Consider the following 23,361-nt stretch of genomic DNA (forward strand, 5'->3'; position numbering starts at 1 on the left):
TGGCCGATGCAGGGGTGGAAGCGATGCGCGCTCGCGTGGAGCGCGGGGTGGATGCTGATGTCGTCCGTATTTGCCGGTGGCGAGCCGGTGCGGATCGCGCTGATCGAAGGGATGTCGGGCCCGTTCGCGAACGCGGGCGCGGCGGTCGAGCGCAACCTGCGCTTCGGCGTCGAGCAGGTCAATGCGGCGGGCGGCGTGAAGCTGCGCGACGGCGCTCACCGGCTCGAACTCGTGGTGCTCGACAGCAAGGGCAGCCCGGAGGAGGCGCTCGTGCAATTGCGCGCGGCCGCCGACCGCCGTATCGGCTTCGTCGCGCAGGGCAACAGCTCGGCCGTCGCGGCCGCGCTCGTCGCGGCGCTCGACAAGCTGAACGCGCGCGATCCGGACCGCCGGATGCTGTTCCTGAACTATTCGGCCGACGATCCGGCGCTGACGGGCGCGCGCTGCAGTTTCTGGCATTTCCGCTTCGACGCGCATGCCGGCATGCGGATGGCCGCGCTCGCGGACGTGATGGCGCGCGATCGCGCGCTGCGCAAGGTCTATCTGTTGAACCAGGACTACAGCTTCGGCCACGACGTCAGCGCCCTCGCGCGGCAGGCGCTGGCCGCGCGACGCCCGGACGTGACGATCGCCGGCGACGAATTTCACCCGATCGGCCGGATCAAGGATTTCTCGCCGTATATCGCGAAGATCCGCGCGAGCGGCGCGGACGCAGTCGTGACCGGCAACTGGGGCAACGACCTCACGTTGCTCGTGAAGGCGGCGCGCGAACAGGGGCTCGACGCGAAGTTCTATACGTTCTACGGCAACAGCCTCGGCGCGCCGGCGGCCTTGGGCGACGCGGGCGTAGGCCATGTCGTGGCCGTTGCGGACTGGCACCCGAACGCGGGCGGCGTCAGATCCGACGCGTTCTACCGCGCGTTCCGGGCCCGTTTCCCGGCCGCGCAGGACGACTATCCGGTGCGGCGGATGAGCCAGATGATCGAAATGCTGGCCGCCGCGATGACCCGCGCGGGTTCGGCCGACCCGGTCGCAGTTGCGCGTGCGCTCGAGGGCCTGTCGTTCGACGACGGCTTTCACGCGTCGCGGATGCGCGCGCAGGATCACCAACTGATCCAACCCCTTTACGTGATGGAAATGGACAAGGCCGGTACGCCGGGCGTGCGCTTCGACAACGAAGGGTCGGGCTACGGCTTCCGGACGGTGCTCGCGGTGCCGGCGCCGCGTACGGAGATGCCGTCGACGTGCTCGATGACGCGCCCGTGACAGGAGGCGGTAAGAACGGCACCGAGTTGTGCTACAATGCGCGCCGGTTGTAAATCACGGCACGGCCATTCTTCCGTGTCCGCCTGTTCAGTTAGAAAGGAAATCACATGTCTGTTGCAGATATCAAGAAGTCGGAAGTCGTTGCTCAGTTCGCCCGCGGTACCAACGACACGGGGTCGCCCGAAGTCCAGGTCGCACTGCTGACCGCACGTATCGTCGAACTGACGGGTCACTTCAAGACCCATGCGAAGGATCACCACAGCCGCCGCGGCCTGCTGCGCATGGTGAGCCGCCGCCGCAAGCTGCTCGACTACCTCAAGGGCAAGGATGCCGACCGTTACCGCGCACTGATCGAGAAGCTGGGTCTGCGTAAGTAATCGAGGCGATTGCCGCCAGCAAGATGCCTGTGTCAGTCCGCTGATACAGGCATTTTGTTTTTGCGCGGTGCGTAGCGTCACACGCATCGCAGGCTGTCCGGCACGTTCGTGCGGGGCCGCCGCCACGACCGATACCGGGGCGGGATTTGTGTCATTCCAGCGCGTCGCTGCATGAGCGCCGCGCTGGAATGGCATAAAAAACACACCTTGCTCCGGGTGATTCGGTCGGGACGCCGCCGCGCGGGATCGCCGGCGCGGCGAACGAAATGCATGAATACAAAGGAGCAACCATGTCCATGTTCAACAAGGTCGTGAAGGAATTCCAATGGGGCCAGCACAAGGTGCGCCTCGAAACCGGTGAAGTCGCCCGCCAGGCGAGCGGTGCCGTGATCGTCGACGTCGAAGACACCGTCGTGCTGGCAACCGTCGTCGGCGCGAAGTCGGCGAAGCCGGGCCAGGATTTCTTCCCGTTGACCGTCGACTATCTCGAGAAGACCTACTCGGCCGGCAAGATCCCGGGCGGCTTCTTCCGCCGCGAAGGCCGTCCGTCGGAACACGAGACGCTGACGTCGCGCCTGATCGACCGTCCGCTGCGCCCGCTGTTCCCGGAAGGCTTCTACAACGAAGTCCAGGTCGTGATCCACGTGCTGTCCGTGAACCCGGAAATCCCGGCGGACATCCCCGCGCTGATCGGCGCATCGGCTGCGCTCGCCGTGTCGGGCCTGCCGTTCAACGGCCCGGTCGGCGCCGCGCGCGTGGCGTACATCGACAACGCGTACGTGCTGAACCCGACGCGTGAGCAGCTCAAGGCATCGCGCCTCGACCTCGTCGTCGCGGGTACGGAGCGCGCCGTGCTGATGGTCGAATCGGAAGCCGATCAACTGTCGGAAGACGTGATGCTGGGCGCCGTGGTGTTCGGCCACGAGCAGATGCAGGTCGCGATCGACGCGATCCACGATCTGGTCCGCGACGGCGGCAAGCCCGAGTGGGACTGGCAGCCGGCGCCGAAGAACGAGGCGCTGATCGCACGCGTGACCGAGCTGGCGCAGAACGATCTGCTCGCCGCTTACCAGCTCCGCGACAAGCAGGCGCGTTCGGCGAAGCTGAAGGAAGTCTACGCGGCGACGTCGGCGAAGCTCGAGGAAGAGGCGCTGGCGGCCGGTACGGTCGCGGCCGACAAGGCCACGGTCGGCAACGTGCTGTTCGACATCGAAGCGAAGATCGTCCGCTCGCAGATCCTGAACGGCGAGCCGCGCATCGACGGCCGCGACACGCGCACCGTGCGCCCGATCGAGATCCGCACCGGCGTGCTGCCGCGTACCCACGGCTCGGCGCTGTTCACGCGCGGCGAGACGCAGGCGCTGGTCGTCGCGACGCTCGGCACCAAGGGTGACGAGCAGATCATCGACGCGCTCGAAGGCGAATACCGCGAGCGCTTCATGCTTCACTACAACATGCCCCCGTTCGCGACCGGCGAAACGGGCCGCGTCGGCTCGCCGAAGCGCCGCGAAATCGGCCACGGCCGCCTCGCGAAGCGCGCGCTGGTCAAGTGCCTGCCGAGCGCCGACGAATTCGGCTACTCGATCCGCGTCGTGTCGGAAATCACCGAGTCGAACGGTTCGTCGTCGATGGCGTCGGTGTGCGGCGGCTGCCTCGCGCTGATGGACGCCGGCGTGCCGATGAAGGCGCACGTCGCGGGTATCGCGATGGGCCTGATCCTCGAAGGCAACAAGTTCGCGGTGCTGACCGACATCCTCGGCGACGAAGATCACCTCGGCGACATGGACTTCAAGGTGGCCGGCACGGAGCAGGGCGTGACGGCGCTGCAGATGGACATCAAGATCCAGGGCATCACGAAGGAAATCATGCAGGTCGCGCTCGCGCAGGCGAAGGAAGGCCGCATGCACATCCTCGGCAAGATGACCTCGGCGGTGTCGGGTGCGAACACGCAACTGTCGGAATTCGCGCCGCGCATGATCACGATCAAGATCAACCCGGAAAAGATTCGCGACGTGATCGGCAAGGGCGGTTCGGTGATCCGTGCGCTGACGGAAGAAACGGGCACGACCATCGACATCTCGGACGACGGCGTCGTGACGATCGCGAGCACGAGCAGCGACGGCATGGCCGAAGCGAAGAAGCGCATCGAGCAAATCACGGCTGAAATCGAAGTCGGCCAGGTGTACGAAGGCACGGTGCTCAAGCTGCTCGATTTCGGCGCGATCGTGAACCTGCTGCCGGGCAAGGACGGCCTGCTGCACATCTCGGAAATCGTCAACGAGCGCGTGAAGGACATCAACGACTACCTGAAGGAAGGCCAGCAGGTGAAGGTCAAGGTGATCCAGACGGACGAGAAGGGTCGCGTGCGTCTGTCGGCCAAGGCGCTGCTGAATGAAGCAGCGGCGGCAGCGCAGTCGGATACGCCGCCGCAGCAGTAAGCGGACAGGCGGACCAACGGCCGGCAGTGCGAAAGCGTGCCGGCCGTTTTTTCTGTAGCATCGTTGTGCGGCGCAGCAGCGCCGGCCAGGCGCCCGCGCCGTGCGCATGGGCGTGCCATCCGATTCCGATCCTGGAGCGACTCTCACCATGAAAGCCATCGAAATCACCGAATTCGGCGCCCCCGACGTGCTGAAGCTCGCGGAGCGTCCGCGGCCTGAACCGAAGCGCGGCGAGGTGTTGATCAAGGTGGCGGCTTCCGGCGTGAACCGGCCCGACGTGTTCCAGCGCAAGGGCGCCTATGCGCCGCCGCCGGGTGCGTCGGATCTGCCGGGCCTCGAGGTCGCGGGCGAGATCGTCGGCGGCGATTTGTCCGATGCGGCGCTGAATCCGTTCGGCCTGAAGCTCGGCGATCGCGTGTGCGCGCTGCTCGCGGGCGGCGGCTATGCCGAATACGCGGTCGCGCCGCTGCCGCAGTGCCTGCCGGTGCCCGACGGCCTCACCGATATCGAGGCCGCATCGTTGCCCGAAACGTTCTTCACCGTGTGGAGCAACGTGTTCGACCGTGCGCAGCTCGGCGCGGGCGAGGGCGGCGAACAGGAGACGCTGCTCGTGCAGGGCGGCTCGAGCGGCATCGGCGTCACGGCGATCCAGATTGCGCATGCGCTCGGCTTTCGCGTGTTCGCGACGGCAGGCACCGCCGACAAGTGCCGTGCGTGCGAGGCGCTCGGCGCCGAGCGCGCGATCGACTACAAGACGGAAGACTTCGTCGAAGTCGTGAAGTCGCTGACGCACGATCGCGGCGTCGACGTGATCCTCGACATGGTGGCGGGCTCGTACGTGCCGCGCGAGCTGTCCGCGCTCGCGGACGGCGGCCGTCTCGTGCTGATCGCGCTGCTCGGCGGCGCGAAGGCCGAGGTCAACCTGAACGAGATCCTGCGGCGCCGGTTGACGGTGACGGGTTCGACGTTGCGCCCGCGCCCGGTCGAGTTCAAGGCGCGCATCGCCGCGCAGCTGAAGGCGCGCGCGTGGCCGCTGCTGGCCGACGGTCGCATCAAGCCCGTGATCTATCGTGTGCTACCGGCCGGCGAGGCTGCGCAGGCGCATGCGCTGATGGAGAGCGGCGAGCACATCGGCAAGATCGTGCTTGATTGGGGCGCGAACGCATGACGGCCCGCGCGGCGGGCTTGACATACGCGGTTTGACCGGTTCAAGCCGCGCGCAGTAAAATCGCGGGTTTGCTTCGCCAGATCCAACCTGACGGCCGGGTTCCGGCACGTTAATGACAAGATAGTGACGAGACAGACACGATGTCGAAACAACGAACAAAGCGAGTGATCGGCAACTGGAAGATGCATGGCCGGCTGGCCGGCAACCAGGCGCTGCTGAGCGAAGTGGTGCAGGGTGCGGGCGCGGTGGCGGCTGAAACGTCGATCGGCGTGTGCGTGCCGTTCCCGTATCTCGCGCAGGTTCAGGCGCAGCTCGGCGGCGGCCGTGTCGCGTTCGGTGCGCAGGACGTGTCCGCGCACGAGCAAGGCGCGTTCACCGGCGAGGTGGCGGCTGCGATGGTGGCGGAGTTCGGCGCGCAATATGCGATCGTCGGCCATTCGGAGCGTCGCGCGTATCACGGCGAAAGCAGCGAGACGGTCGCGGCGAAGACGCAACGCGCGCTCGCGGCCGGCCTCACGCCCGTCGTGTGTGTCGGCGAGACGCTCGACGAGCGCGAGTCGGGTGCGACCGAGCAGGTCGTCGGTGCGCAGCTCGACGCGGTGCTGGCCGTGCTGACGGCTGACGAAGCCGCCCGCATCGTCGTCGCGTACGAGCCGGTCTGGGCGATCGGCACGGGCAAGAGCGCGACGTCGGCGCAGGCACAGGACGTGCACGCGTTCCTGCGTGCGCGTCTCGCGGCAAAGGGTGCGGAGGGCGTGTCCGTGCTGTACGGCGGCAGCGTGAAGCCGGACAACGCGGAAGAGCTGTTCGCGCAGCCGGACATCGACGGCGGCCTGATCGGCGGCGCGTCGCTGAAGGCGGAAGATTTTCTGGCGATCTGCCGGGCTGCGCGTTGAGCGGTCCGAGATCGAATTGAACCATGACGGCGGCCGGTCGGTCCGGTCGCTTGATCCAATCGGGTGGGTGTGATGCTGTTATTCAAGACGCTGATTATTGTGGTGCAGGTGCTGTCGGCACTCGGTGTGATTGGGCTCGTGCTGTTGCAGCACGGCAAGGGCGCCGACATGGGCGCCGCATTCGGCAGCGGCGCGTCGGGCAGCCTGTTCGGTGCGACGGGCTCGGCGAACTTCCTGTCGCGCACGACGGCCATTCTCGCGGCGATTTTCTTCGTCGCAACGCTCGCGCTGACGTACCTCGGTTCGTACAAGTCGACGCCGTCGGCGGGCGTGCTCGGCACGGCGGTGACCGCGCCGGCATCGGCTCCGGCAGCATCGACGCCGGCCGTCGCGGCGTCTGCCGCCGCCGGTTCGGCCGCAAGCGCGCCGGGCCAGGATGTCCCGAAATAAAAAGTTAATTTTTTTGCGGTTGTGCGTTGAACAAATCCGGAACTCGGGTTAGAATTTAATTCTTGAAGCGATTCGCGGGAACAAGCAGCACAACCCGAGTTGCATGCAGTGCCGACGTGGTGAAATTGGTAGACACGCTATCTTGAGGGGGTAGTGGCGAAAGCTGTGCGAGTTCGAGTCTCGCCGTCGGCACCAAAGTTACTCAATGCCAGCCGCTTCTAGTGGCTGGCATTTTTCATTTCTGGGGTGTGCTTGCGGTTGTCTTGCGATCGCCTGCACTCCGAAATGATTCCTTCCGCCGGAAGTGGTATTCTCCGGACGCTCAGAACCAACCGATAGAGGATTGCCTTGAACCTCGCAGCCTATTACCCCGTCTTGTTGTTCCTCCTCGTGGGCACTGGTTTAGGTATAGCGCTGGTCAGCATCGGCAAGCTCCTTGGTCCCAACAAGCCGGACGTCGAGAAGAACGCACCGTACGAGTGCGGCTTCGAAGCCTTTGAAGACGCCCGGATGAAATTCGACGTACGGTATTACCTCGTCGCCATCCTGTTCATCATCTTCGATCTCGAAACCGCATTCCTGTTTCCGTGGGGCGTCGCGCTCCGGGACATCGGCTGGCCGGGTTTCATCGCAATGATGATTTTTCTGCTCGAATTCCTGCTGGGCTTTGCCTATATCTGGAAGAAAGGCGGCCTCGACTGGGAGTGATGGGTTAATCGCCGGTTTGCATGGGCGGCCGCGCTCGGTCGCTCGTCTGGAGTGGAAAGCAAATGAGTATCGAAGGGGTCTTGAAGGAAGGGTTTGTCACCACGACGGCTGACAAGCTGATCAACTGGACGCGTACCGGCTCGCTGTGGCCGATGACGTTCGGGCTCGCGTGTTGCGCCGTCGAGATGATGCATGCGGGCGCGGCCCGTTACGATCTGGACCGGTTCGGCGTCGTGTTCCGTCCGAGTCCGCGTCAGTCGGACGTGATGATCGTCGCCGGCACGCTGTGCAACAAGATGGCGCCCGCGCTGCGCCGCGTGTACGACCAGATGGCCGAGCCGCGCTGGGTGATCTCGATGGGGTCGTGTGCGAACGGCGGTGGTTACTACCACTACTCGTACTCGGTGGTCCGCGGCTGCGACCGGATCGTGCCGGTCGACGTCTACGTGCCGGGCTGTCCGCCCACGGCCGAGGCGCTGGTCTACGGCGTGATCCAGCTTCAGGCGAAGATCCGCCGTACCAATACCATCGCCCGTCAATAAAGCCCCGAGCGTCCCCTCAATATGGCAAGCAAAATCGAGACCCTCAAGGCCAACCTCGAAGCCGCGCTCGGCGCGCGCGTGGTGAGCCTCACCGAAGCAATCGGTGAACTGACGCTCGTCGTGAAGGCGAGCGATTACCTCGAAGTCGCAAAGACGCTGCGCGACGATCCGAAGCTCCGTTTCGAGCAACTGATCGACCTCTGCGGCGTCGACTACCAGACCTTCGGCGATGGCGCCTACGACGGCCCGCGCTTCGCGGCCGTGTCGCACCTGCTGTCGGTCACGAACAACTGGCGCCTGCGCCTGCGCGTATTCGCGCCGGACGACGATCTGCCGATCGTGGCGTCGCTGGTCGACATCTGGACCTCGGCGAACTGGTACGAGCGAGAAGCGTTCGACCTGTACGGCATCGTGTTCGAAGGCCACCCCGACCTGCGCCGCATCCTCACCGACTACGGCTTCATCGGTCACCCGTTCCGCAAGGACTTCCCGGTGTCGGGCTACGTCGAAATGCGTTACGACCCGGAAGAGAAGCGCGTTGTGTACCAGCCGGTGACGATCGAGCCGCGCGAAATCACGCCGCGCGTGATCCGCGAGGATCGCTATGGCGGTCTGAAACATTAAGGGGGCGTCATGGCAGAAATCAAGAACTACACGCTCAACTTCGGCCCGCAGCACCCGGCAGCGCACGGCGTGCTGCGCCTCGTGCTCGAGCTCGACGGCGAAGTCATCCAGCGTGCCGATCCGCACATCGGCCTGCTGCACCGCGCGACGGAAAAGCTCGCGGAATCCAAGACCTTCATCCAGTCCGTGCCGTACATGGACCGTCTCGACTACGTGTCGATGATGGTCAACGAGCATGGCTACGTGCTCGCGATCGAAAAGCTGCTCGGCATCGACGTGCCGGAGCGCGCGCAGTACATCCGCGTGCTGTTCGACGAAATCACGCGCGTGCTGAACCACCTGATGTGGATCGGCGCGCACGCGCTCGACGTTGGCGCGATGGCCGTGTTCCTGTACGCGTTCCGCGAACGCGAGGACCTGATGGACGTGTACGAAGCGGTGTCCGGCGCCCGGATGCACGCGGCCTACTATCGTCCGGGCGGCGTCTATCGCGATCTGCCTGACGCAATGCCGCAATACAAGGCGTCGAAGATTCGCAACGAGAAGGCGCTCGCGAAGATGAACGAAGCGCGCAGCGGCTCGGTGCTCGACTTCATCGACGATTTCTTCACGCGCTTCCCGAAGTGCGTCGACGAATACGAAACGCTGCTGACCGACAACCGGATCTGGAAACAGCGTCTGGTCGGGATCGGCGTCGTGAGCCCGGAGCGTGCGTTGCAGATGGGCCTGACCGGCCCGATGCTGCGCGGCTCGGGTATCGCATGGGATCTGCGCAAGAAGCAACCGTACGAAGTGTACGATCGCATCGATTTCGACGTGCCGGTCGGCGTGAACGGCGATTGCTACGACCGCTATCTGGTGCGCGTCGAGGAAATGCGCCAGTCGGTCCGCATCGCGAAACAGTGTATTGAGTGGCTCCGCAAGAATCCGGGCCCGGTGATGACGGACAATCACAAGGTTGCCCCGCCGTCGCGCGTCGGCATGAAGACCAACATGGAAGACTTGATTCACCACTTCAAGCTCTTCACCGAAGGTTTCCATGTGCCGGAAGGCGAAGCGTACGCGGCGGTCGAGCATCCGAAGGGTGAGTTCGGCATCTACCTCGTGTCCGACGGCGCCAACAAGCCGTATCGCCTCAAGATTCGCGCGCCGGGTTTCGCGCACCTGGCGTCGCTCGACGAAATGGCGCGCGGTCACATGATCGCCGACGCCGTCACGATCATCGGTACGCAGGACATCGTGTTCGGCGAAATCGATCGCTAATGGTTGCGCCGCCCGCGAGCGTGGGCGGCGAGCAGTCAGTCACATGCGAAGTCACATGCGGTATGCGCCGAACCGGCGCGGCTTCGCAAGCTGTCAACAGAGTGAGCGCCAGGTCTGCCGTCCATGCACCCCGATGTGCGGCAGGTTGTTCGTTCGGTAGGAATTGAAAGAGTCGTGTCTGAAAATGATCTCAGCTGAAGGCCTGAAGGAAATCGATCGCGCGTTGACGAAGTATCCCGCCGATCAGAAACAGTCCGCCGTGATGTCGGCGTTGGCCGTTGCTCAGGAAGAGCATGGCTGGCTGTCGCCCGAACTGATGCAGTTCGTCGCGGACTATCTCGGCATGCCGGCCGTTGCCGTGCAGGAAGTCGCGACGTTCTACACGATGTACGAGCTCAAGCCGGTCGGCAAGCACAAGATCACGCTCTGCACGAACCTGCCGTGCCAGCTCGGCCCGCACGGCGGCGCGGAAGCGGCTGCCGATTACCTGAAACAGAAACTGGGCATCGACTTCGGCGAGACCACGCCCGACGGCAAGTTCACGCTGAAGGAAGGCGAATGCATGGGCTCGTGCGGCGATGCGCCGGTGCTGCTGGTGAACAATCACAGAATGTGCAGCTTCATGAGCCGCGAGAAGATCGACCAGCTGCTTGAGGAGCTCTCGAAATGACGTCCCTCCACGACCGTCACATCAAACCGCTGATCCTCGCTGGTCTGAACGGCGAGAACTGGCATCTCGAAGACTACGTTGCGCGCGGTGGCTACAAGCAGCTGCGCCGCATTCTCGAAGAAAAGATCCCGCCCGAGCAGGTGATCGCCGACGTGAAGGCGTCGGGCCTGCGCGGCCGCGGCGGTGCGGGCTTCCCGACCGGCCTGAAGTGGAGCTTCATGCCGCGCCAGTTCCCGGGGCAGAAGTACCTCGTCTGCAACTCGGACGAAGGCGAGCCGGGCACGTTCAAGGATCGCGACATCCTGCGCTGGAACCCGCACGCGCTGATCGAAGGCATGGCCATCGGCGCGTACGCGATGGGCATCACCGTCGGCTACAACTATATCCACGGCGAAATCTTCGAAGTGTATCGACGCTTCGAAGCCGCGCTCGATGAAGCGCGCGCGGCCGGGTTCCTCGGCGACAACATCATGGGCTCGGAATTCTCGTTCCAGCTGCACGCGCACCACGGTTACGGCGCGTACATCTGCGGCGAAGAGACGGCGCTGCTCGAGTCGCTCGAAGGCAAGAAGGGCCAGCCGCGCTTCAAGCCGCCGTTCCCGGCGAGCTTCGGCGTGTACGGCAAGCCGACCACGATCAACAACACCGAGACGTTCGCGGCGGTGCCGTTCCTGCTGTCCATCGGGCCGCAGAATTACCTCGAGATCGGCAAGCCGAACAACGGCGGCACGAAGATTTTCTCGGTGTCGGGCGACGTCGAGCGTCCGGGCAACTACGAGGTGCCGCTCGGCACGCCGTTCGCGACGCTGATGGAGCTCGCCGGCGGGATGCGCGGCGGCAAGAAGATCAAGGCCGTGATTCCGGGCGGGTCGTCGGCGCCGGTGATCCCGGGCGACATCATGATGCAGACGGATCTCGACTACGATTCGATCGCGAAGGCGGGCTCGATGCTCGGCTCCGGCGCGGTGATCGTGATGGACGAGACGCGCTGCATGGTGCGCTCGCTGCTGCGCCTGTCGTACTTCTACTACGAGGAATCGTGCGGCCAGTGCACGCCGTGCCGTGAAGGCACCGGCTGGCTGTATCGCGTCGTGAACCGTATCGAGCACGGCGAAGGGCGCCAGGAAGATCTGGACCTGCTGAATTCGGTGGCCGAGAACATCATGGGCCGCACGATCTGTGCGCTCGGCGATGCGGCAGCGATGCCGGTACGCGGGATGCTCAAGCACTACTGGGACGAATTCGCGTACCACGTCGAGCACAAGCACTGCATGGTCGGCGGCCACGCGCACGCGGCGGCAGCCTGAAGCGCACCCGGTTGCGGAATTTGAGCGCACGGTCGGGCCAAGGCGCGAACGGGCGGAAATAGGTTAAGGACCATTCACCATCATGGTTGAACTTGAAATAGACGGCAAGAAGGTCGAGGTGCCCGAAGGCAGCATGGTGATCCAGGCTGCGCACAAGGCGGATACGTACATTCCTCACTTCTGCTATCACAAGAAACTGTCGGTAGCGGCCAACTGCCGGATGTGCCTCGTCGAAGTCGAGAAGATGCCGAAGGCCGTGCCTGCCTGCGCGACCCCCGTGTCGGCCGGCATGATCGTCCGCACGCAGTCCGACAAGGCTGTGAAGGCGCAGCAGTCGGTGATGGAATTTCTCCTCATCAATCACCCGCTCGATTGCCCGATCTGCGATCAGGGCGGCGAATGTCAGCTGCAGGATTTGGCGGTCGGCTACGGCAAGTCGTCGTCGCGCTACTCGGAAGAAAAGCGCGTGGTGTTCCACAAGAACGTGGGCCCGCTGATCTCGATGGAAGAAATGTCGCGCTGCATCCACTGCACGCGCTGCGTCCGCTTCGGCCAGGAAATCGCCGGCGTGATGGAGTTCGGCATGCTGGGCCGCGGCGAGCATTCGGAAATCACGACGTTCGTCGGCAAGACGGTCGACTCCGAAATGTCGGGCAACATGATCGATCTGTGCCCGGTCGGCGCGCTGACCAGCAAGCCGTTCCGCTACAGCGCCCGTACGTGGGAACTGTCGCGCCGCAAGTCGGTGAGCCCGCACGATTCCGTCGGCGCGAACCTCGTCGTGCAGGTGAAGAACAATCGCGTGATGCGCGTGCTGCCGTTCGAGAACGAAGCCATCAACGAATGCTGGATCTCGGACAAGGACCGCTTCTCGTATGAAGGCCTCAACAGCGAAGAGCGTCTGACGAAGCCGATGCTGAAGCAGGGCGGCCAGTGGATCGAAACCGACTGGCAGACCGCGCTCGAATACGTCGCGAAGGGCCTGAAGGGCATCGCCGCGGATCACGGCGCGAACGCACTGGCGATGCTCGCGAGCGCGCACAGCACCGCGGAAGAGCTGTTCCTCGTGAAGCAGCTCGCCAACGAACTGAAGACGCCGAACGTCGACTTCCGTCTGCGTCAGCAGGATTTTTCGGCGCCGGTCCAGGGCGCGCCGTGGCTCGGCATGCCGATCGCCGACCTGTCGAACGTGGACGCCGCGTTCGTCGTCGGTTCGTTCCTGCGCCGCGACCACCCGCTGTTCGCGTCGCGCCTGCGTCAGGCTGCGAAGAACGGCGCGAAGCTGCACTTCCTGCACGCGACCGGTGACGATTCGCTGATCCCGACCGCGCAACGCATCGTCGCCGCGCCGTCCGCCTGGCTCGACGAGCTGGCCGGCATCGCCGCGGCCGTCGCGCAACTGCGCGGCGTCGCGCTGCCCGACGCGCTCGCAGGCGTCGCCGCATCGCCGGCCGCGCAAGCCGTCGCGCAGTCGCTCGCGAACGGCGAGCGCCGCGCGGTGCTGCTCGGCAACGTCGCGGTCCGTCATCCGCAATTCGCGAAGCTGCACGCCGTCGCCCAGTGGATCGCCGACAACACCGGCGCCACGTTCGGCTTCCTGACGGAAGCGGCGAACACGGTCGGCGCGCACGTCGTCGGCGCACTGCCGGGCGAAGGCGGCCTGAACGCACGCGAAGCGTTCGCGCAGCCGCGCAAGGGCTACGTGCTGCTGAACGTCGAACCGGAATTCGACACCGCCGATCCGGCACAGGCACTGGCCGCGCTGAACCAGGCGGAGATGGTCGTCGTGATGTCGCCGTTCCAGCACGGCCTCGACTACGCCGACGTGCTGCTGCCGGTCGCGCCGTTCACGGAAACGGCCGGTACGTTCATCAACGCGGAAGGTACCGTGCAGAGCTTCAACGGCGTCGTGCGCCCGCTCGGCGACACGCGTCCGGGCTGGAAGGTGCTGCGCGTGCTCGGCAGCCTGCTCGGCCTGCCGAACTTCGAATACGAGACCGCGGAAGAAGTGCGTGTCGCCGCGCTCGGCGACGCCGGCGTCGCGGGCCGTCTGTCGAACCGCACGTCGGTCGCGCCGGCTCGTGCCGCGGCGAATGCCGCGAACGGCGGGTTCGAGCGCCTGGCCGACGTGCCGATCTATCACGCCGACGCGCTCGTGCGCCGCGCAGGTGCGCTGCACCTGACGGCCGCCGCGAAGGCGGCGAATGCCGCAGCCCTGCCGGCCGCGCTGTTCGACAAGCTGGGCTTGAAGGAAGGCGACGCCGTGCGCGTGCGCCAGGGCGAGCGTGCGGTGCAGTTGCCAGCCGTGCGCGACGCGAATCTTGCGGAGACGGTCGTTCGCGTGTCGGCGGCGACGCCTGCCGGCGCAGCGCTCGGCAGCCTGTCCGGTGAACTGGTGGTGGAGAAGGCGTAAATGAGCTTGTTCGATACGATCAACGCGGGCGGGGCCGAGCTTCTCGGCTTCGCGTGGCCGACGGTGTGGGCAGTCGTGCGCATCCTCGTCGTCTCCGTCGTCATCCTGCTGTGCGTCGCGTACCTGATTCTGTGGGAGCGCAAGCTGATCGGCTGGATGCACGTGCGTCTCGGCCCGAACCGCGTCGGCCCCGGCGGCCTGCTGCAGCCGATCGCCGACGTGCTGAAGCTGCTGCTGAAGGAAGTCATTCAGCCGAGCGCCGCCAGCCGCTGGCTGTACCTGATCGCGCCGGTGATGACCGTCGTGCCGGCGTTCGCCGTATGGGCCGTGATTCCGTTCCAGGCCGAAGCCGTTCTCGCGAACGTGAACGCGGGCTTGCTGTACGCGATGGCGATCTCGTCGATCGGCGTGTATGCGGTGATTCTCGCCGGCTGGGCGTCGAACTCGAAGTACGCGTTCCTCGGCGCGATGCGCGCCGCGGCACAGATGGTGTCGTACGAAATCTCGATGGGCTTCGCGCTGGTGCTCGTGCTGATGACCGCCGGCAGCCTGAACCTGTCGGAAATCGTCGGTTCGCAACAGCACGGCTTCTTCGCCGGCCACGGCGTGAACTTCCTGTCGTGGAACTGGCTGCCGCTCCTGCCGGCGTTCGTCGTCTACTTCATCTCGGGTATCGCCGAAACGAACCGTCACCCGTTCGACGTGGTGGAAGGGGAGTCGGAGATCGTCGCGGGTCACATGATCGATTACTCGGGCATGGCGTTCGCGCTGTTCTTCCTCGCCGAGTACATCAACATGATCGTGATCTCGGCGCTGGCGGCGACGCTGTTCCTCGGCGGCTGGGACGCACCGTTCGAATTCCTGTCGTTCATTCCGGGCATCTTCTGGCTGGTGCTGAAGGTCTTTGCGCTGCTGTCGGTGTTCATCTGGGTGCGCGCGACGTTCCCGCGCTTCCGTTACGACCAGATCATGCGTCTGGGCTGGAAGGTGTTCCTGCCCGTCACGGTGGTCTGGGTGGTCGTGGTCGGCTTCTGGATGATGTCGCCGCTGAACATCTGGGTGAAGTAAAGATCGGACGAAATCATGACGGCTATCCAACACTTCTTTAAGACTTTCTTCCTGACCGAGCTGCTGAAGGGGCTCGCGCTGACCGGTCGTTACACGTTCAAGCGCAAGTTCACCGTGCAGTTCCCGGAAGAGAAGACCCCGATTTCGCCGCGTTTTCGCGGGCTGCACGCACTGCGCCGCTACGAGAACGGCGAAGAGCGCTGCATCGCGTGCAAGCTGTGCGAGGCCGTGTGCCCCGCGCTGGCGATCACGATCGAATCGGAAACGCGCGCGGACAACACGCGCCGCACGACGCGCTACGACATCGACCTGACGAAGTGCATCTTCTGCGGTTTCTGCGAAGAGAGCTGCCCGGTCGATTCGATCGTCGAGACGCAGATTCTCGAGTACCACGGCGAAAAGCGCGGCGACCTGTATTTCACGAAGGAAATGCTGCTCGCGGTGGGCGATCGCTACGAGAAGGACATCGCCGCGGCGAAGGCTGCCGACGCGCCGTATCGTTGATTGTGTTTGCAGTGCCGGCCCGGCATGAACGGGCCGAGCCGCCGCGACGGGTGCGGGCGTCCCGCAAGCCGCGCCTGACTATGGCCTAACGATGAACCGGTAATCATGGAATTCACGACCGTACTGTTCTACATCTTCGCGCTGCTCCTGGTGGTATCAGGGCTGAAGGTGATCACTTCGCGCAACCCGGTGGCGTCTGCGCTTTTCCTTGTGCTGGCGTTCTTCAACGCCGCCGCGATCTGGATGCTGCTGGAGGCGGAATTCCTCGCGATCCTGCTGGTTCTGGTCTACGTGGGCGCGGTGATGGTGCTGTTCCTGTTCGTCGTGATGATGCTGGACATCAACATCGACTACCTGCGCCGCGACTTCAAGCGCTTCGTGCCGATGGCAACCGTGGTCGGCGCGATCATCGTGATCGAAACCGCGCTGATCCTGTGGCGCGGTTACGGCGACACGCACACCGTGCATGCGATGGCGACGGGCGAGATGGCCAACTGGTCGAATACGCGCCTGATCGGCAAGGTGATCTACACCGACTACATCTTCGCGTTCGAAATCGCCGGCCTCGTGCTGCTGGTCGCGATCATCGCCGCGATCGGGCTGACCGAGCGCAAGGGCAAGGACAGCAAGCGCCAGCGCGTGTCGGATCAGGTCAAGGTGCGCCGCGACGACCGTGTGCGCCTCGTGAAGATGGAAGCGGACAAGCCGCAGCCGGAAACGGCGCAAAGCGAAGCCGGTTCGGGCACCAACGGCTAAGCGGAGGAAAAGAAAACCATGCTGACTCTTGCTCACTACCTTGTGCTCGGCGCGATCCTGTTCGCGATCGCGATCGTCGGGATCTTCCTGAACCGCCGCAACGTCATCATCATCCTGATGTCGATCGAACTGATGCTGCTGGCGGTGAACACCAACTTCGTCGCGTTCTCGCATTACCTCGGCGACGTGCACGGCCAGATCTTCGTGTTCTTCGTGCTGACCGTCGCCGCAGCGGAAGCCGCGATCGGTCTCGCGATTCTGGTGACCCTGTTCCGTAAGCTCGACACGATCAATGTCGAGGATCTCGATCAGCTCAAAGGTTAATTTCAGGCAACGCTGTTATGTCAACGACACTCAATGAAAACCTGCTGCTGGCGATTCCGCTCGCTCCGCTGGCCGGCTCGCTGATCGCGGGGCTGTTCGGGAACGCAGTCGGGCGCAAGGGCGCACATCGGATCACGATCCTCGGCGTATTGATCGCGTTCCTCCTGTCGGCGAAAGTCTTCTTCGACGTGATGGGCGGCGCAAGCTTCAACGCGACCGTCTACGAATGGATGAACGTCGGCTCGCTGAAGCTCGAAGTCGGCTTCCTCGTCGATTCGCTGACCGCGATGATGATGGTCGTCGTGACCTTCGTCTCGCTGATGGTGCACGTGTACACGATCGGCTACATGGCGGAAGAAGATGGCTACCAGCGCTTCTTCTCGTACATCTCGCTGTTCACGTTCTCGATGCTGATGCTCGTGATGAGCAACAACTTCCTGCAGCTGTTCTTCGGCTGGGAAGCGGTGGGTCTGGTGTCGTACCTGCTGATCGGCTTCTACTTCACGCGTGAGAGCGCGATCTACGCGAACATGAAGGCGTTCCTCGTGAACCGCGTGGGCGACTTCGGCTTCCTGCTCGGCATCGGCCTGCTGCTCGCGTTCGCCGGCTCGATGAACTATGGCGAAGTGTTCGCGAAGCGCGCGGAGCTCGCGAGCCTGCACTTCCCGGGCACCGACTGGGGCCTGCTGACCGTTGCCTGTATCTGCCTGTTCATCGGCGCGATGGGCAAGTCGGCGCAATTCCCGCTGCACGTGTGGCTGCCGGACTCGATGGAAGGCCCGACCCCGATCTCGGCGCTGATTCACGCGGCGACGATGGTGACGGCCGGCATCTTCATGGTGTCGCGCATGTCGCCGCTGTTCGAACTGTCGGACACCGCGCTGTCGTTCATCACGGTGATCGGCGCGATCACGGCGCTCTTCATGGGCTTCCTCGGCATCGTCCAGAACGACATCAAGCGCGTGGTCGCGTACTCGACGCTGTCGCAGCTCGGCTACATGACCGTCGCGCTCGGCGTGTCCGCTTACCCGGTCGCCGTGTTCCACCTGATGACGCACGCGTTCTTCAAGGCGCTGCTGTTCCTCGGCGCCGGCTCGGTCATCATGGGCATGCACCACGACCAGGACATGCGCAACATGGGCGGCCTGCGCAAGTACATGCCGATCACGTGGATCACGTCGCTCATCGGGTCGCTCGCGCTGATCGGTACGCCGTTCTTCTCGGGCTTCTACTCGAAGGACTCGATCATCGATGCGGTGAAGCTGTCGCACCTGCCGGGTTCGGGCTTCGCGTACTTCGCGGTCGTCGCGAGCGTGTTCGTCACGGCGCTGTACTCGTTCCGCATGTACTTCCTGGTGTTCCACGGCGAAGAGCGCTTCCGCAATCCGAAGCATCCGGAATCGCCGATGGGCATGGCGGCCGCGCACGGCCACGACGATCATGGCCATGGCCACGGTCATGACGACCACGCGCACGAGCCGCACGAGACCCCGTGGGTCGTGTGGGTGCCGCTGGTCCTGCTGGCGATCCCGTCGGTGATCATCGGTGCGATCGCGATCAGCCCGATGCTGTTCGGCGACTTCTTCCAGCACGGCGTCGCATTCGACAAGGTGATCTTCATCGGCGAAAACCATCCGGCGCTGGCCGAGATGGCCGAAGAGTTCCACGGCTGGGTCGGCATGGGCCTGCACTCGGTGTCGGGCCTGCCGGTGTGGCTGGCGCTCGCCGGTGTCGTCGTCGCGTGGTTCCTGTATCTGAAGCGTCCGGAGCTGCCGGCGTCGATCCGCCGTGCATTCGGCCCGATCTACACGCTGCTGGACAACAAGTACTACATGGACAAGATCAACGAAGTGGTGTTCGCCCGCGGTTCGGTGGCGATCGGCCGCGGCCTGTGGAAGGAGGGTGACGTCGTGGTGATCGACGGCCTCGTCAACGGCAGCGCCCGGTTCATCGGCTGGTTTGCCGGCGTGATCCGCTTCCTCCAATCCGGTTACATCTATCACTACGCGTTCGCCATGATCATCGGCATGCTGGGGCTCCTGACCCTGTTTGTAACGCTCGGCGGCAAATAAGGCGGGGGGACAACACTAATGCACGCTTTTCCGATTCTCAGTACCGCGATCTGGCTGCCGATCGTTTTCGGCCTCCTCGTGCTTGCGGTGGGTAACGACAAAAATCCGGGGACGGCCCGCTGGGTCGCGCTGATCGGTGCGCTGCTCGGCCTCGCGGTCACGATCCCGCTGATCACCGGCTTCGACTCGAGCACGGCTGCGCTGCAGTTCGTCGAGAAGTCGACCTGGATCGAACGCTTCGATATCGCGTATCACCTCGGCGTCGACGGCATTTCGATGTGGTTCGTCGTGCTGACCGCGCTGATCACGGTGATCGTCGTGATCGCCGCATGGGAAGTGATCACCGAGAACGTCGCGCAGTACCTCGCGGCGTTCCTGATCCTGTCCGGGATCATGATCGGCGTGTTCTCGGCGGCTGACGGCCTGCTGTTCTACGTGTTCTTCGAGGCGACCCTGATCCCGATGTACATCATCATCGGCGTGTGGGGCGGCCCGAATCGCGTGTATGCGGCGTTCAAGTTCTTCCTGTACACGCTGGCCGGTTCGCTGCTGATGCTGGTCGCGTTGATTTACCTGTACACGGAAACGCACTCGTTCGACCTTGCGACGTGGCAGAACGCGAAGATCGCGATGACGCCGCAGATCCTGCTGTTCATTGCGTTCTTCCTCGCGTTCGCGGTGAAGGTGCCGATGTGGCCGGTGCACACGTGGTTGCCGGACGCGCACGTGGAAGCGCCGACGGGCGGCTCGGTCGTGCTGGCGGCGATCATGCTGAAGCTCGGCGCATACGGTTTCCTGCGTTTCTCGCTGCCGATCACGCCTGACGCGAGCCATTTCCTGGCGCCCGTCGTGATCACGCTGTCGCTGATCGCGGTGATCTACATCGGCCTCGTCGCGATGGTGCAGGCCGACATGAAGAAGCTGGTCGCGTATTCGTCGATCGCGCACATGGGCTTCGTCACGCTGGGCTTCTTCATCTTCAACCAGCTCGGCGTCGAAGGCGCGATCATCCAGATGATCTCGCACGGCTTCGTGTCGGGCGCGATGTTCCTCTGCATCGGCGTGCTGTACGACCGCGTGCACTCGCGCCAGATCGCCGATTACGGCGGCGTCGTCAACGTGATGCCGAAGTTCGCGGCATTCGCGATGCTGTTCTCGATGGCCAACTGCGGCCTGCCGGGTACGTCGGGTTTCGTCGGCGAGTTCATGGTGATTCTCGCGGCCGTCCAGTACAACTTCTGGATCGCATTCGGCGCGGCATTCACGCTGATCCTCGGTGCGGCCTACACGCTGTGGATGTACAAGCGCGTGTATTTCGGCGCGGTGGCGAACGATCACGTCGCCAAGCTGAAGGACATCGGCCGTCGCGAATTCCTGATGCTGGCCGTGCTCGCCGCGTTCACGCTGCTGATGGGCCTGTATCCGAAGCCTTTCACCGACGTGATGCACGTTTCCGTGGAAAACCTCCTCTCCCACGTCGCGCAGTCGAAGCTGCCGCTGGCCCAGTAATCGCGAGCGGAGGAACTCAAGATCATGCAAAACGCCTCTATGAATGTCCTGTTGCCTGACGCGCTGGTGCTGGCCGCCATCGTCGTCGCATGGCTGAACGACACCTTCACCGGTGCTTCCGGCCGCCGCCTGACCTATCTGATCGCGGTCGTCTCGTCGGTGGTCGCCGGCGTGTGGTTCGCGGTCCAGGCGCTCGACCCGCAGCAGTACTACTTCTTCTCGAAGATGGTCGTCGTCGACTCGTTCGCGAGCATGATGAAGGCTGTCGTGTCGTTCGGGTTCGCGGTCTCGCTCGTCTATTCGCGCAAGTACCTCGAAGACCGCGACATGTTCCGCGGTGACGTGTTCCTGCTCGGCATGTTCTCGCTGCTCGGTCAGCTGGTCATGGTGTCGGGCAACAACTTCCTGACGCTGTATCTCGGCCTCGAACTGATGTCGCTGTCGCTGTATGCGGTGATCGCGCTGCGTCGCGATGCAGCGCAGTCGAGCGAAGCCGCGATGAAGTACTACGTGCTGGGCGCGCTCGCGTCGGGCTTCGTGCTGTACGGCATCTCGATGCTCTACGGCGCGACCGGCTCGCTCGAACTCGGCGAAGTGTACAAGGCGGTCGGCGGCAACACCGACGCGGCCGTGCTGATGTTCGGCGTGATCTTCATCGTCGCCGGTATCGCGTTCAAGCTCGGCGCCGTGCCGTTCCACATGTGGGTGCCGGACGTCTACCAGGGCGCACCGACCGCGATGACGCTGTTCGTCGGCGGCGGCCCGAAGGTTGCCGCGTTCGCGTGGGGCCTGCGCTTCCTGGTGATGGGCCTGCTGCCGCTCGCGCAGAACTGGCAGACCGCGCTCGTGATCCTTGCCGCGCTGTCGCTGATCGTCGGCAACATCACCGGTATCGTCCAGCGCAACATCAAGCGGATGCTCGCGTACTCGGCGATCTCGAACATGGGCTTCGTGCTGCTCGGCCTGCTCGCGGGCATCGTGAAGGGTGACGCGGCGGCGCCGGCGAACGCGTACAGCTCGGCGATGTTCTACGCGATCGTCTACCTGATCACGACGCTCGGCTCGTTCGGTGTGGTGATGCTGCTCGCTCGCCGCGATTTCGAAGCCGAAACGATCGACGACTTCAAGGGCCTCAACAAGCGCAGCCCGGTGTTCGCGTTCGTGATGATGGTCATGATGTTCTCGCTGGCCGGCATCCCGCCGACCGTCGGCTTCTACGCGAAGCTCGCCGTGCTCGAGGCGACCGTCAACGCGGGCCTCACGTGGCTGGCCGTGCTGGCCGTGATCACGTCGCTGTTCGGCGCGTTCTACTACCTGCGCATCGTCAAGGTGATTTACTTCGATGCGCCGCAGGATTCGACGCCGATCTCGGGCGATTTCTGCAAGCGCACGATCCTCGTGCTGAACGGCGTGGCGGTCGTCGTGCTCGGCCTGATCCCGAGCCCGCTGCTGACCGCCTGCCTGCAGGCAATCCGTCACACGCTGCCGCTGTAATGTCGGCAGCCGGCTGGTTCATCGTGCTGTTGGCGCTCGTCTGCGCCAACCTGCCGTTCCTGAACCAACGCCTCTTCGCCGTCGTGCCGTTCGGCGCGACGAAGAAGAATGCGTGGGTGCGGATCGGCGAGCTGATCGTGCTGTACTTCGTCGTCGGCGCGCTCGGCTTCTGGCTCGAGTCGCGTGCCGGCAACCGCTTCGAACAGGGCTGGCAGTTTTACGCGATCACGTTCAGTCTTTTCGTCGTGTTCGCGTTTCCCGGCTTCACGTTCCAGTATCTCGTCAAACGACGCTGACGGCTTCGGCCGTCCGTCGTGCTCATTCAGGAGCCGCCGATGGCCGAACTACCCAATCACGACGCCGCACTAACCGAAACCTGCCTCGAGAGCGAGGCGATCTTCGACGGCGCGTTCCTCAAGCTCAAGCGCGACACCGTCCGTCTGCCGGACGGCAAGAAGGCCACGCGCGAATACGTGCAGCACCCGGGTGCGGTGATGGTGATCCCGCTGTTCGACGACGGCCGCGTGCTGATGGAAAGCCAGTTCCGCTATCCGATCGGCAAGGTGATGGCCGAATTCCCGGCCGGCAAGCTCGACCCGAACGAAGGCGCGCTCGCGTGCGCGATGCGCGAGCTGCGCGAGGAAACGGGCTACACGGCGCGCGAATACGTGTTCCTGGCCCGCATCCATCCGATCATTTCCTATTCGACCGAATTCATCGACCTGTATCTCGCGCGCGGGCTGACGGCCGGCGAACGCAAGCTCGACGACGGCGAATTCCTCGAAACCTTCACGGCGACGCCGGCCGACCTGCAGGAATGGGTGCGCACGGGCCAGATCACCGACGTGAAGACGATCATCGGCGCGATGTGGCTCGACAAGGTGCTGTCCGGCACGTGGCCGCTCGGGCCGGTCGTCACGTCCTGAGCACGGCGTCGGCGGCGGCCGGGGCGCCGCGTTACAATTCCGTGACGCGGCGCGTTCGTGCCGCGCGATCCGGATTTAGCACGATCGTTCACAAAACCGCTTTTTGCGCTACACTCGTCACACGCCCTGATTCAGCATGAAGGTCCTCGATTTACAGTGTCCGCACGGTCATCGGTTCGAAGGCTGGTTCGCTTCCGCCGATGAATTCGAAGCGCAGTTGTCCCGCAAGCTGGTCGAATGCCCGGTGTGCGGAACGACGGAGATCAACCGGATGCCGTCGGCGCCGCGCCTGAACCTGTCGGGCGCGACGCAGGCGCAGCCGGTCGATCCGCGTGCGCTGCAGGCGCAGGTGATGCGCGCGCTGCGCGAGGTGCTGGAGAAGACCGAGAACGTGGGCGAGCGCTTCGCCGAGGAAGCGCGGCGCATCCATTACAACGAGGCGCCGGCACGCAGCATTCGCGGCGTCACGACGCCGGAGGATGCGCAGTCCTTGGTCGAAGAAGGCATCGACGTGATGCCGCTGCCGATTCCAGCCGCGCTGAAAGAACCGCTGCAATAACGTACGCAGTGTGTCCTTGCCGGGCCG

Annotated in this window: 23 protein-coding genes and 1 tRNA gene; all 24 read left to right on the plus strand. The window is 64.3% G+C overall.

The window, feature by feature from the left end; genetic code table 11:
- Positions 1 to 6 precede the first annotated feature (6 nt).
- Positions 7 to 1,266, plus strand: a complete 1,260-nt coding sequence (locus tag WT97_RS24495) for a branched-chain amino acid ABC transporter substrate-binding protein (RefSeq protein ID WP_060354574.1) — start codon at positions 7 to 9, stop codon at positions 1,264 to 1,266.
- 107 nt (positions 1,267 to 1,373) lie between these two features.
- Entirely contained in the window at positions 1,374 to 1,643 is a 270-nt protein-coding gene (gene rpsO, locus WT97_RS24500; protein WP_006398792.1) for a 30S ribosomal protein S15, read from the plus strand.
- A 290-nt stretch (positions 1,644 to 1,933) separates the two neighbouring features.
- A complete protein-coding gene (pnp, locus tag WT97_RS24505) occupies positions 1,934 to 4,081 on the plus strand; it encodes a polyribonucleotide nucleotidyltransferase (RefSeq protein WP_059499239.1) in 2,148 nt (715 codons plus the stop codon).
- Between the two features lie 148 nt (positions 4,082 to 4,229).
- Positions 4,230 to 5,249 carry an NAD(P)H-quinone oxidoreductase gene (locus WT97_RS24510; protein WP_060354575.1) on the plus strand — a complete coding sequence of 340 codons (1,020 nt, stop codon included), beginning with the start codon at positions 4,230 to 4,232 and terminating at the stop codon, positions 5,247 to 5,249.
- 140 nt (positions 5,250 to 5,389) lie between these two features.
- Positions 5,390 to 6,145, plus strand: a complete 756-nt coding sequence (gene tpiA, locus WT97_RS24515; protein WP_059499241.1) for a triose-phosphate isomerase — start codon at positions 5,390 to 5,392, stop codon at positions 6,143 to 6,145.
- Positions 6,146 to 6,217: 72 nt separating this feature from the next.
- Positions 6,218 to 6,595 (plus strand): preprotein translocase subunit SecG, encoded by a 378-nt coding sequence (gene secG, locus WT97_RS24520; RefSeq protein ID WP_059499242.1) that lies wholly within the window; start codon positions 6,218 to 6,220, stop codon positions 6,593 to 6,595.
- 110 nt (positions 6,596 to 6,705) lie between these two features.
- A tRNA-Leu gene (locus WT97_RS24525) sits at positions 6,706 to 6,790 on the plus strand.
- A 153-nt stretch (positions 6,791 to 6,943) separates the two neighbouring features.
- Entirely contained in the window at positions 6,944 to 7,303 is a 360-nt protein-coding gene (locus WT97_RS24530) for an NADH-quinone oxidoreductase subunit A (protein ID WP_006398798.1), read from the plus strand.
- Between the two features lie 62 nt (positions 7,304 to 7,365).
- Positions 7,366 to 7,845, plus strand: a complete 480-nt coding sequence (locus WT97_RS24535) for an NADH-quinone oxidoreductase subunit B family protein (protein ID WP_006398799.1) — start codon at positions 7,366 to 7,368, stop codon at positions 7,843 to 7,845.
- Between the two features lie 21 nt (positions 7,846 to 7,866).
- Positions 7,867 to 8,469, plus strand: coding sequence for an NADH-quinone oxidoreductase subunit C (locus WT97_RS24540; protein ID WP_034207966.1), 603 nt, complete (start codon positions 7,867 to 7,869; stop codon positions 8,467 to 8,469).
- A 9-nt stretch (positions 8,470 to 8,478) separates the two neighbouring features.
- Positions 8,479 to 9,732: an NADH-quinone oxidoreductase subunit D gene (locus tag WT97_RS24545; protein ID WP_059499243.1), complete on the plus strand. Its 1,254-nt coding sequence runs from the start codon at positions 8,479 to 8,481 to the stop codon at positions 9,730 to 9,732.
- Between the two features lie 184 nt (positions 9,733 to 9,916).
- Positions 9,917 to 10,402, plus strand: coding sequence for an NADH-quinone oxidoreductase subunit NuoE (nuoE, locus tag WT97_RS24550; RefSeq protein ID WP_059499244.1), 486 nt, complete (start codon positions 9,917 to 9,919; stop codon positions 10,400 to 10,402).
- On the plus strand, positions 10,399 to 11,709 hold the full coding sequence (gene nuoF, locus WT97_RS24555; RefSeq protein ID WP_006478267.1) for an NADH-quinone oxidoreductase subunit NuoF: 1,311 nt from the start codon (positions 10,399 to 10,401) through the stop codon (positions 11,707 to 11,709). Before nuoE ends, nuoF begins: the two co-directional genes overlap by 4 nt.
- An 82-nt stretch (positions 11,710 to 11,791) precedes the next feature.
- A complete protein-coding gene (nuoG, locus tag WT97_RS24560) occupies positions 11,792 to 14,122 on the plus strand; it encodes an NADH-quinone oxidoreductase subunit NuoG (RefSeq protein WP_060354576.1) in 2,331 nt (776 codons plus the stop codon).
- Complete coding sequence (gene nuoH / locus WT97_RS24565; RefSeq protein WP_059499246.1) at positions 14,123 to 15,190, plus strand: NADH-quinone oxidoreductase subunit NuoH; 1,068 nt, start codon at positions 14,123 to 14,125, stop codon at positions 15,188 to 15,190.
- Between the two features lie 15 nt (positions 15,191 to 15,205).
- Positions 15,206 to 15,694 (plus strand): NADH-quinone oxidoreductase subunit NuoI, encoded by a 489-nt coding sequence (nuoI, locus tag WT97_RS24570; RefSeq protein WP_006478270.1) that lies wholly within the window; start codon positions 15,206 to 15,208, stop codon positions 15,692 to 15,694.
- Between the two features lie 105 nt (positions 15,695 to 15,799).
- A complete protein-coding gene (locus tag WT97_RS24575; RefSeq protein WP_059499247.1) occupies positions 15,800 to 16,450 on the plus strand; it encodes an NADH-quinone oxidoreductase subunit J in 651 nt (216 codons plus the stop codon).
- An 18-nt stretch (positions 16,451 to 16,468) separates the two neighbouring features.
- The gene (nuoK, locus tag WT97_RS24580; protein WP_006478272.1) at positions 16,469 to 16,774 is read left to right on the plus strand and encodes an NADH-quinone oxidoreductase subunit NuoK; all 306 of its coding nucleotides are present in this window, start codon (positions 16,469 to 16,471) and stop codon (positions 16,772 to 16,774) included.
- A gap of 17 nt (positions 16,775 to 16,791) precedes the next feature.
- On the plus strand, positions 16,792 to 18,846 hold the full coding sequence (gene nuoL, locus WT97_RS24585) for an NADH-quinone oxidoreductase subunit L (protein WP_034207962.1): 2,055 nt from the start codon (positions 16,792 to 16,794) through the stop codon (positions 18,844 to 18,846).
- Positions 18,847 to 18,864: 18 nt separating this feature from the next.
- A complete protein-coding gene (locus tag WT97_RS24590; RefSeq protein ID WP_006484881.1) occupies positions 18,865 to 20,355 on the plus strand; it encodes an NADH-quinone oxidoreductase subunit M in 1,491 nt (496 codons plus the stop codon).
- A 39-nt stretch (positions 20,356 to 20,394) separates the two neighbouring features.
- Entirely contained in the window at positions 20,395 to 21,849 is a 1,455-nt protein-coding gene (gene nuoN / locus WT97_RS24595) for an NADH-quinone oxidoreductase subunit NuoN (RefSeq protein WP_059499249.1), read from the plus strand.
- Complete coding sequence (locus tag WT97_RS24600; protein ID WP_006478276.1) at positions 21,849 to 22,145, plus strand: DUF2818 family protein; 297 nt, start codon at positions 21,849 to 21,851, stop codon at positions 22,143 to 22,145. Before nuoN ends, WT97_RS24600 begins: the two co-directional genes overlap by 1 nt.
- Positions 22,146 to 22,184: 39 nt before the next feature.
- Positions 22,185 to 22,775, plus strand: coding sequence for an NUDIX domain-containing protein (locus WT97_RS24605; RefSeq protein ID WP_060354577.1), 591 nt, complete (start codon positions 22,185 to 22,187; stop codon positions 22,773 to 22,775).
- 136 nt (positions 22,776 to 22,911) lie between these two features.
- On the plus strand, positions 22,912 to 23,334 hold the full coding sequence (locus WT97_RS24610) for a DUF1178 family protein (protein ID WP_059499251.1): 423 nt from the start codon (positions 22,912 to 22,914) through the stop codon (positions 23,332 to 23,334).
- Positions 23,335 to 23,361 lie beyond the last annotated feature (27 nt).

Origin of the sequence: Burkholderia sp. MSMB1459WGS (assembly GCF_001534535.1) — a bacterium.
GTDB lineage: Bacteria > Pseudomonadota > Gammaproteobacteria > Burkholderiales > Burkholderiaceae > Burkholderia.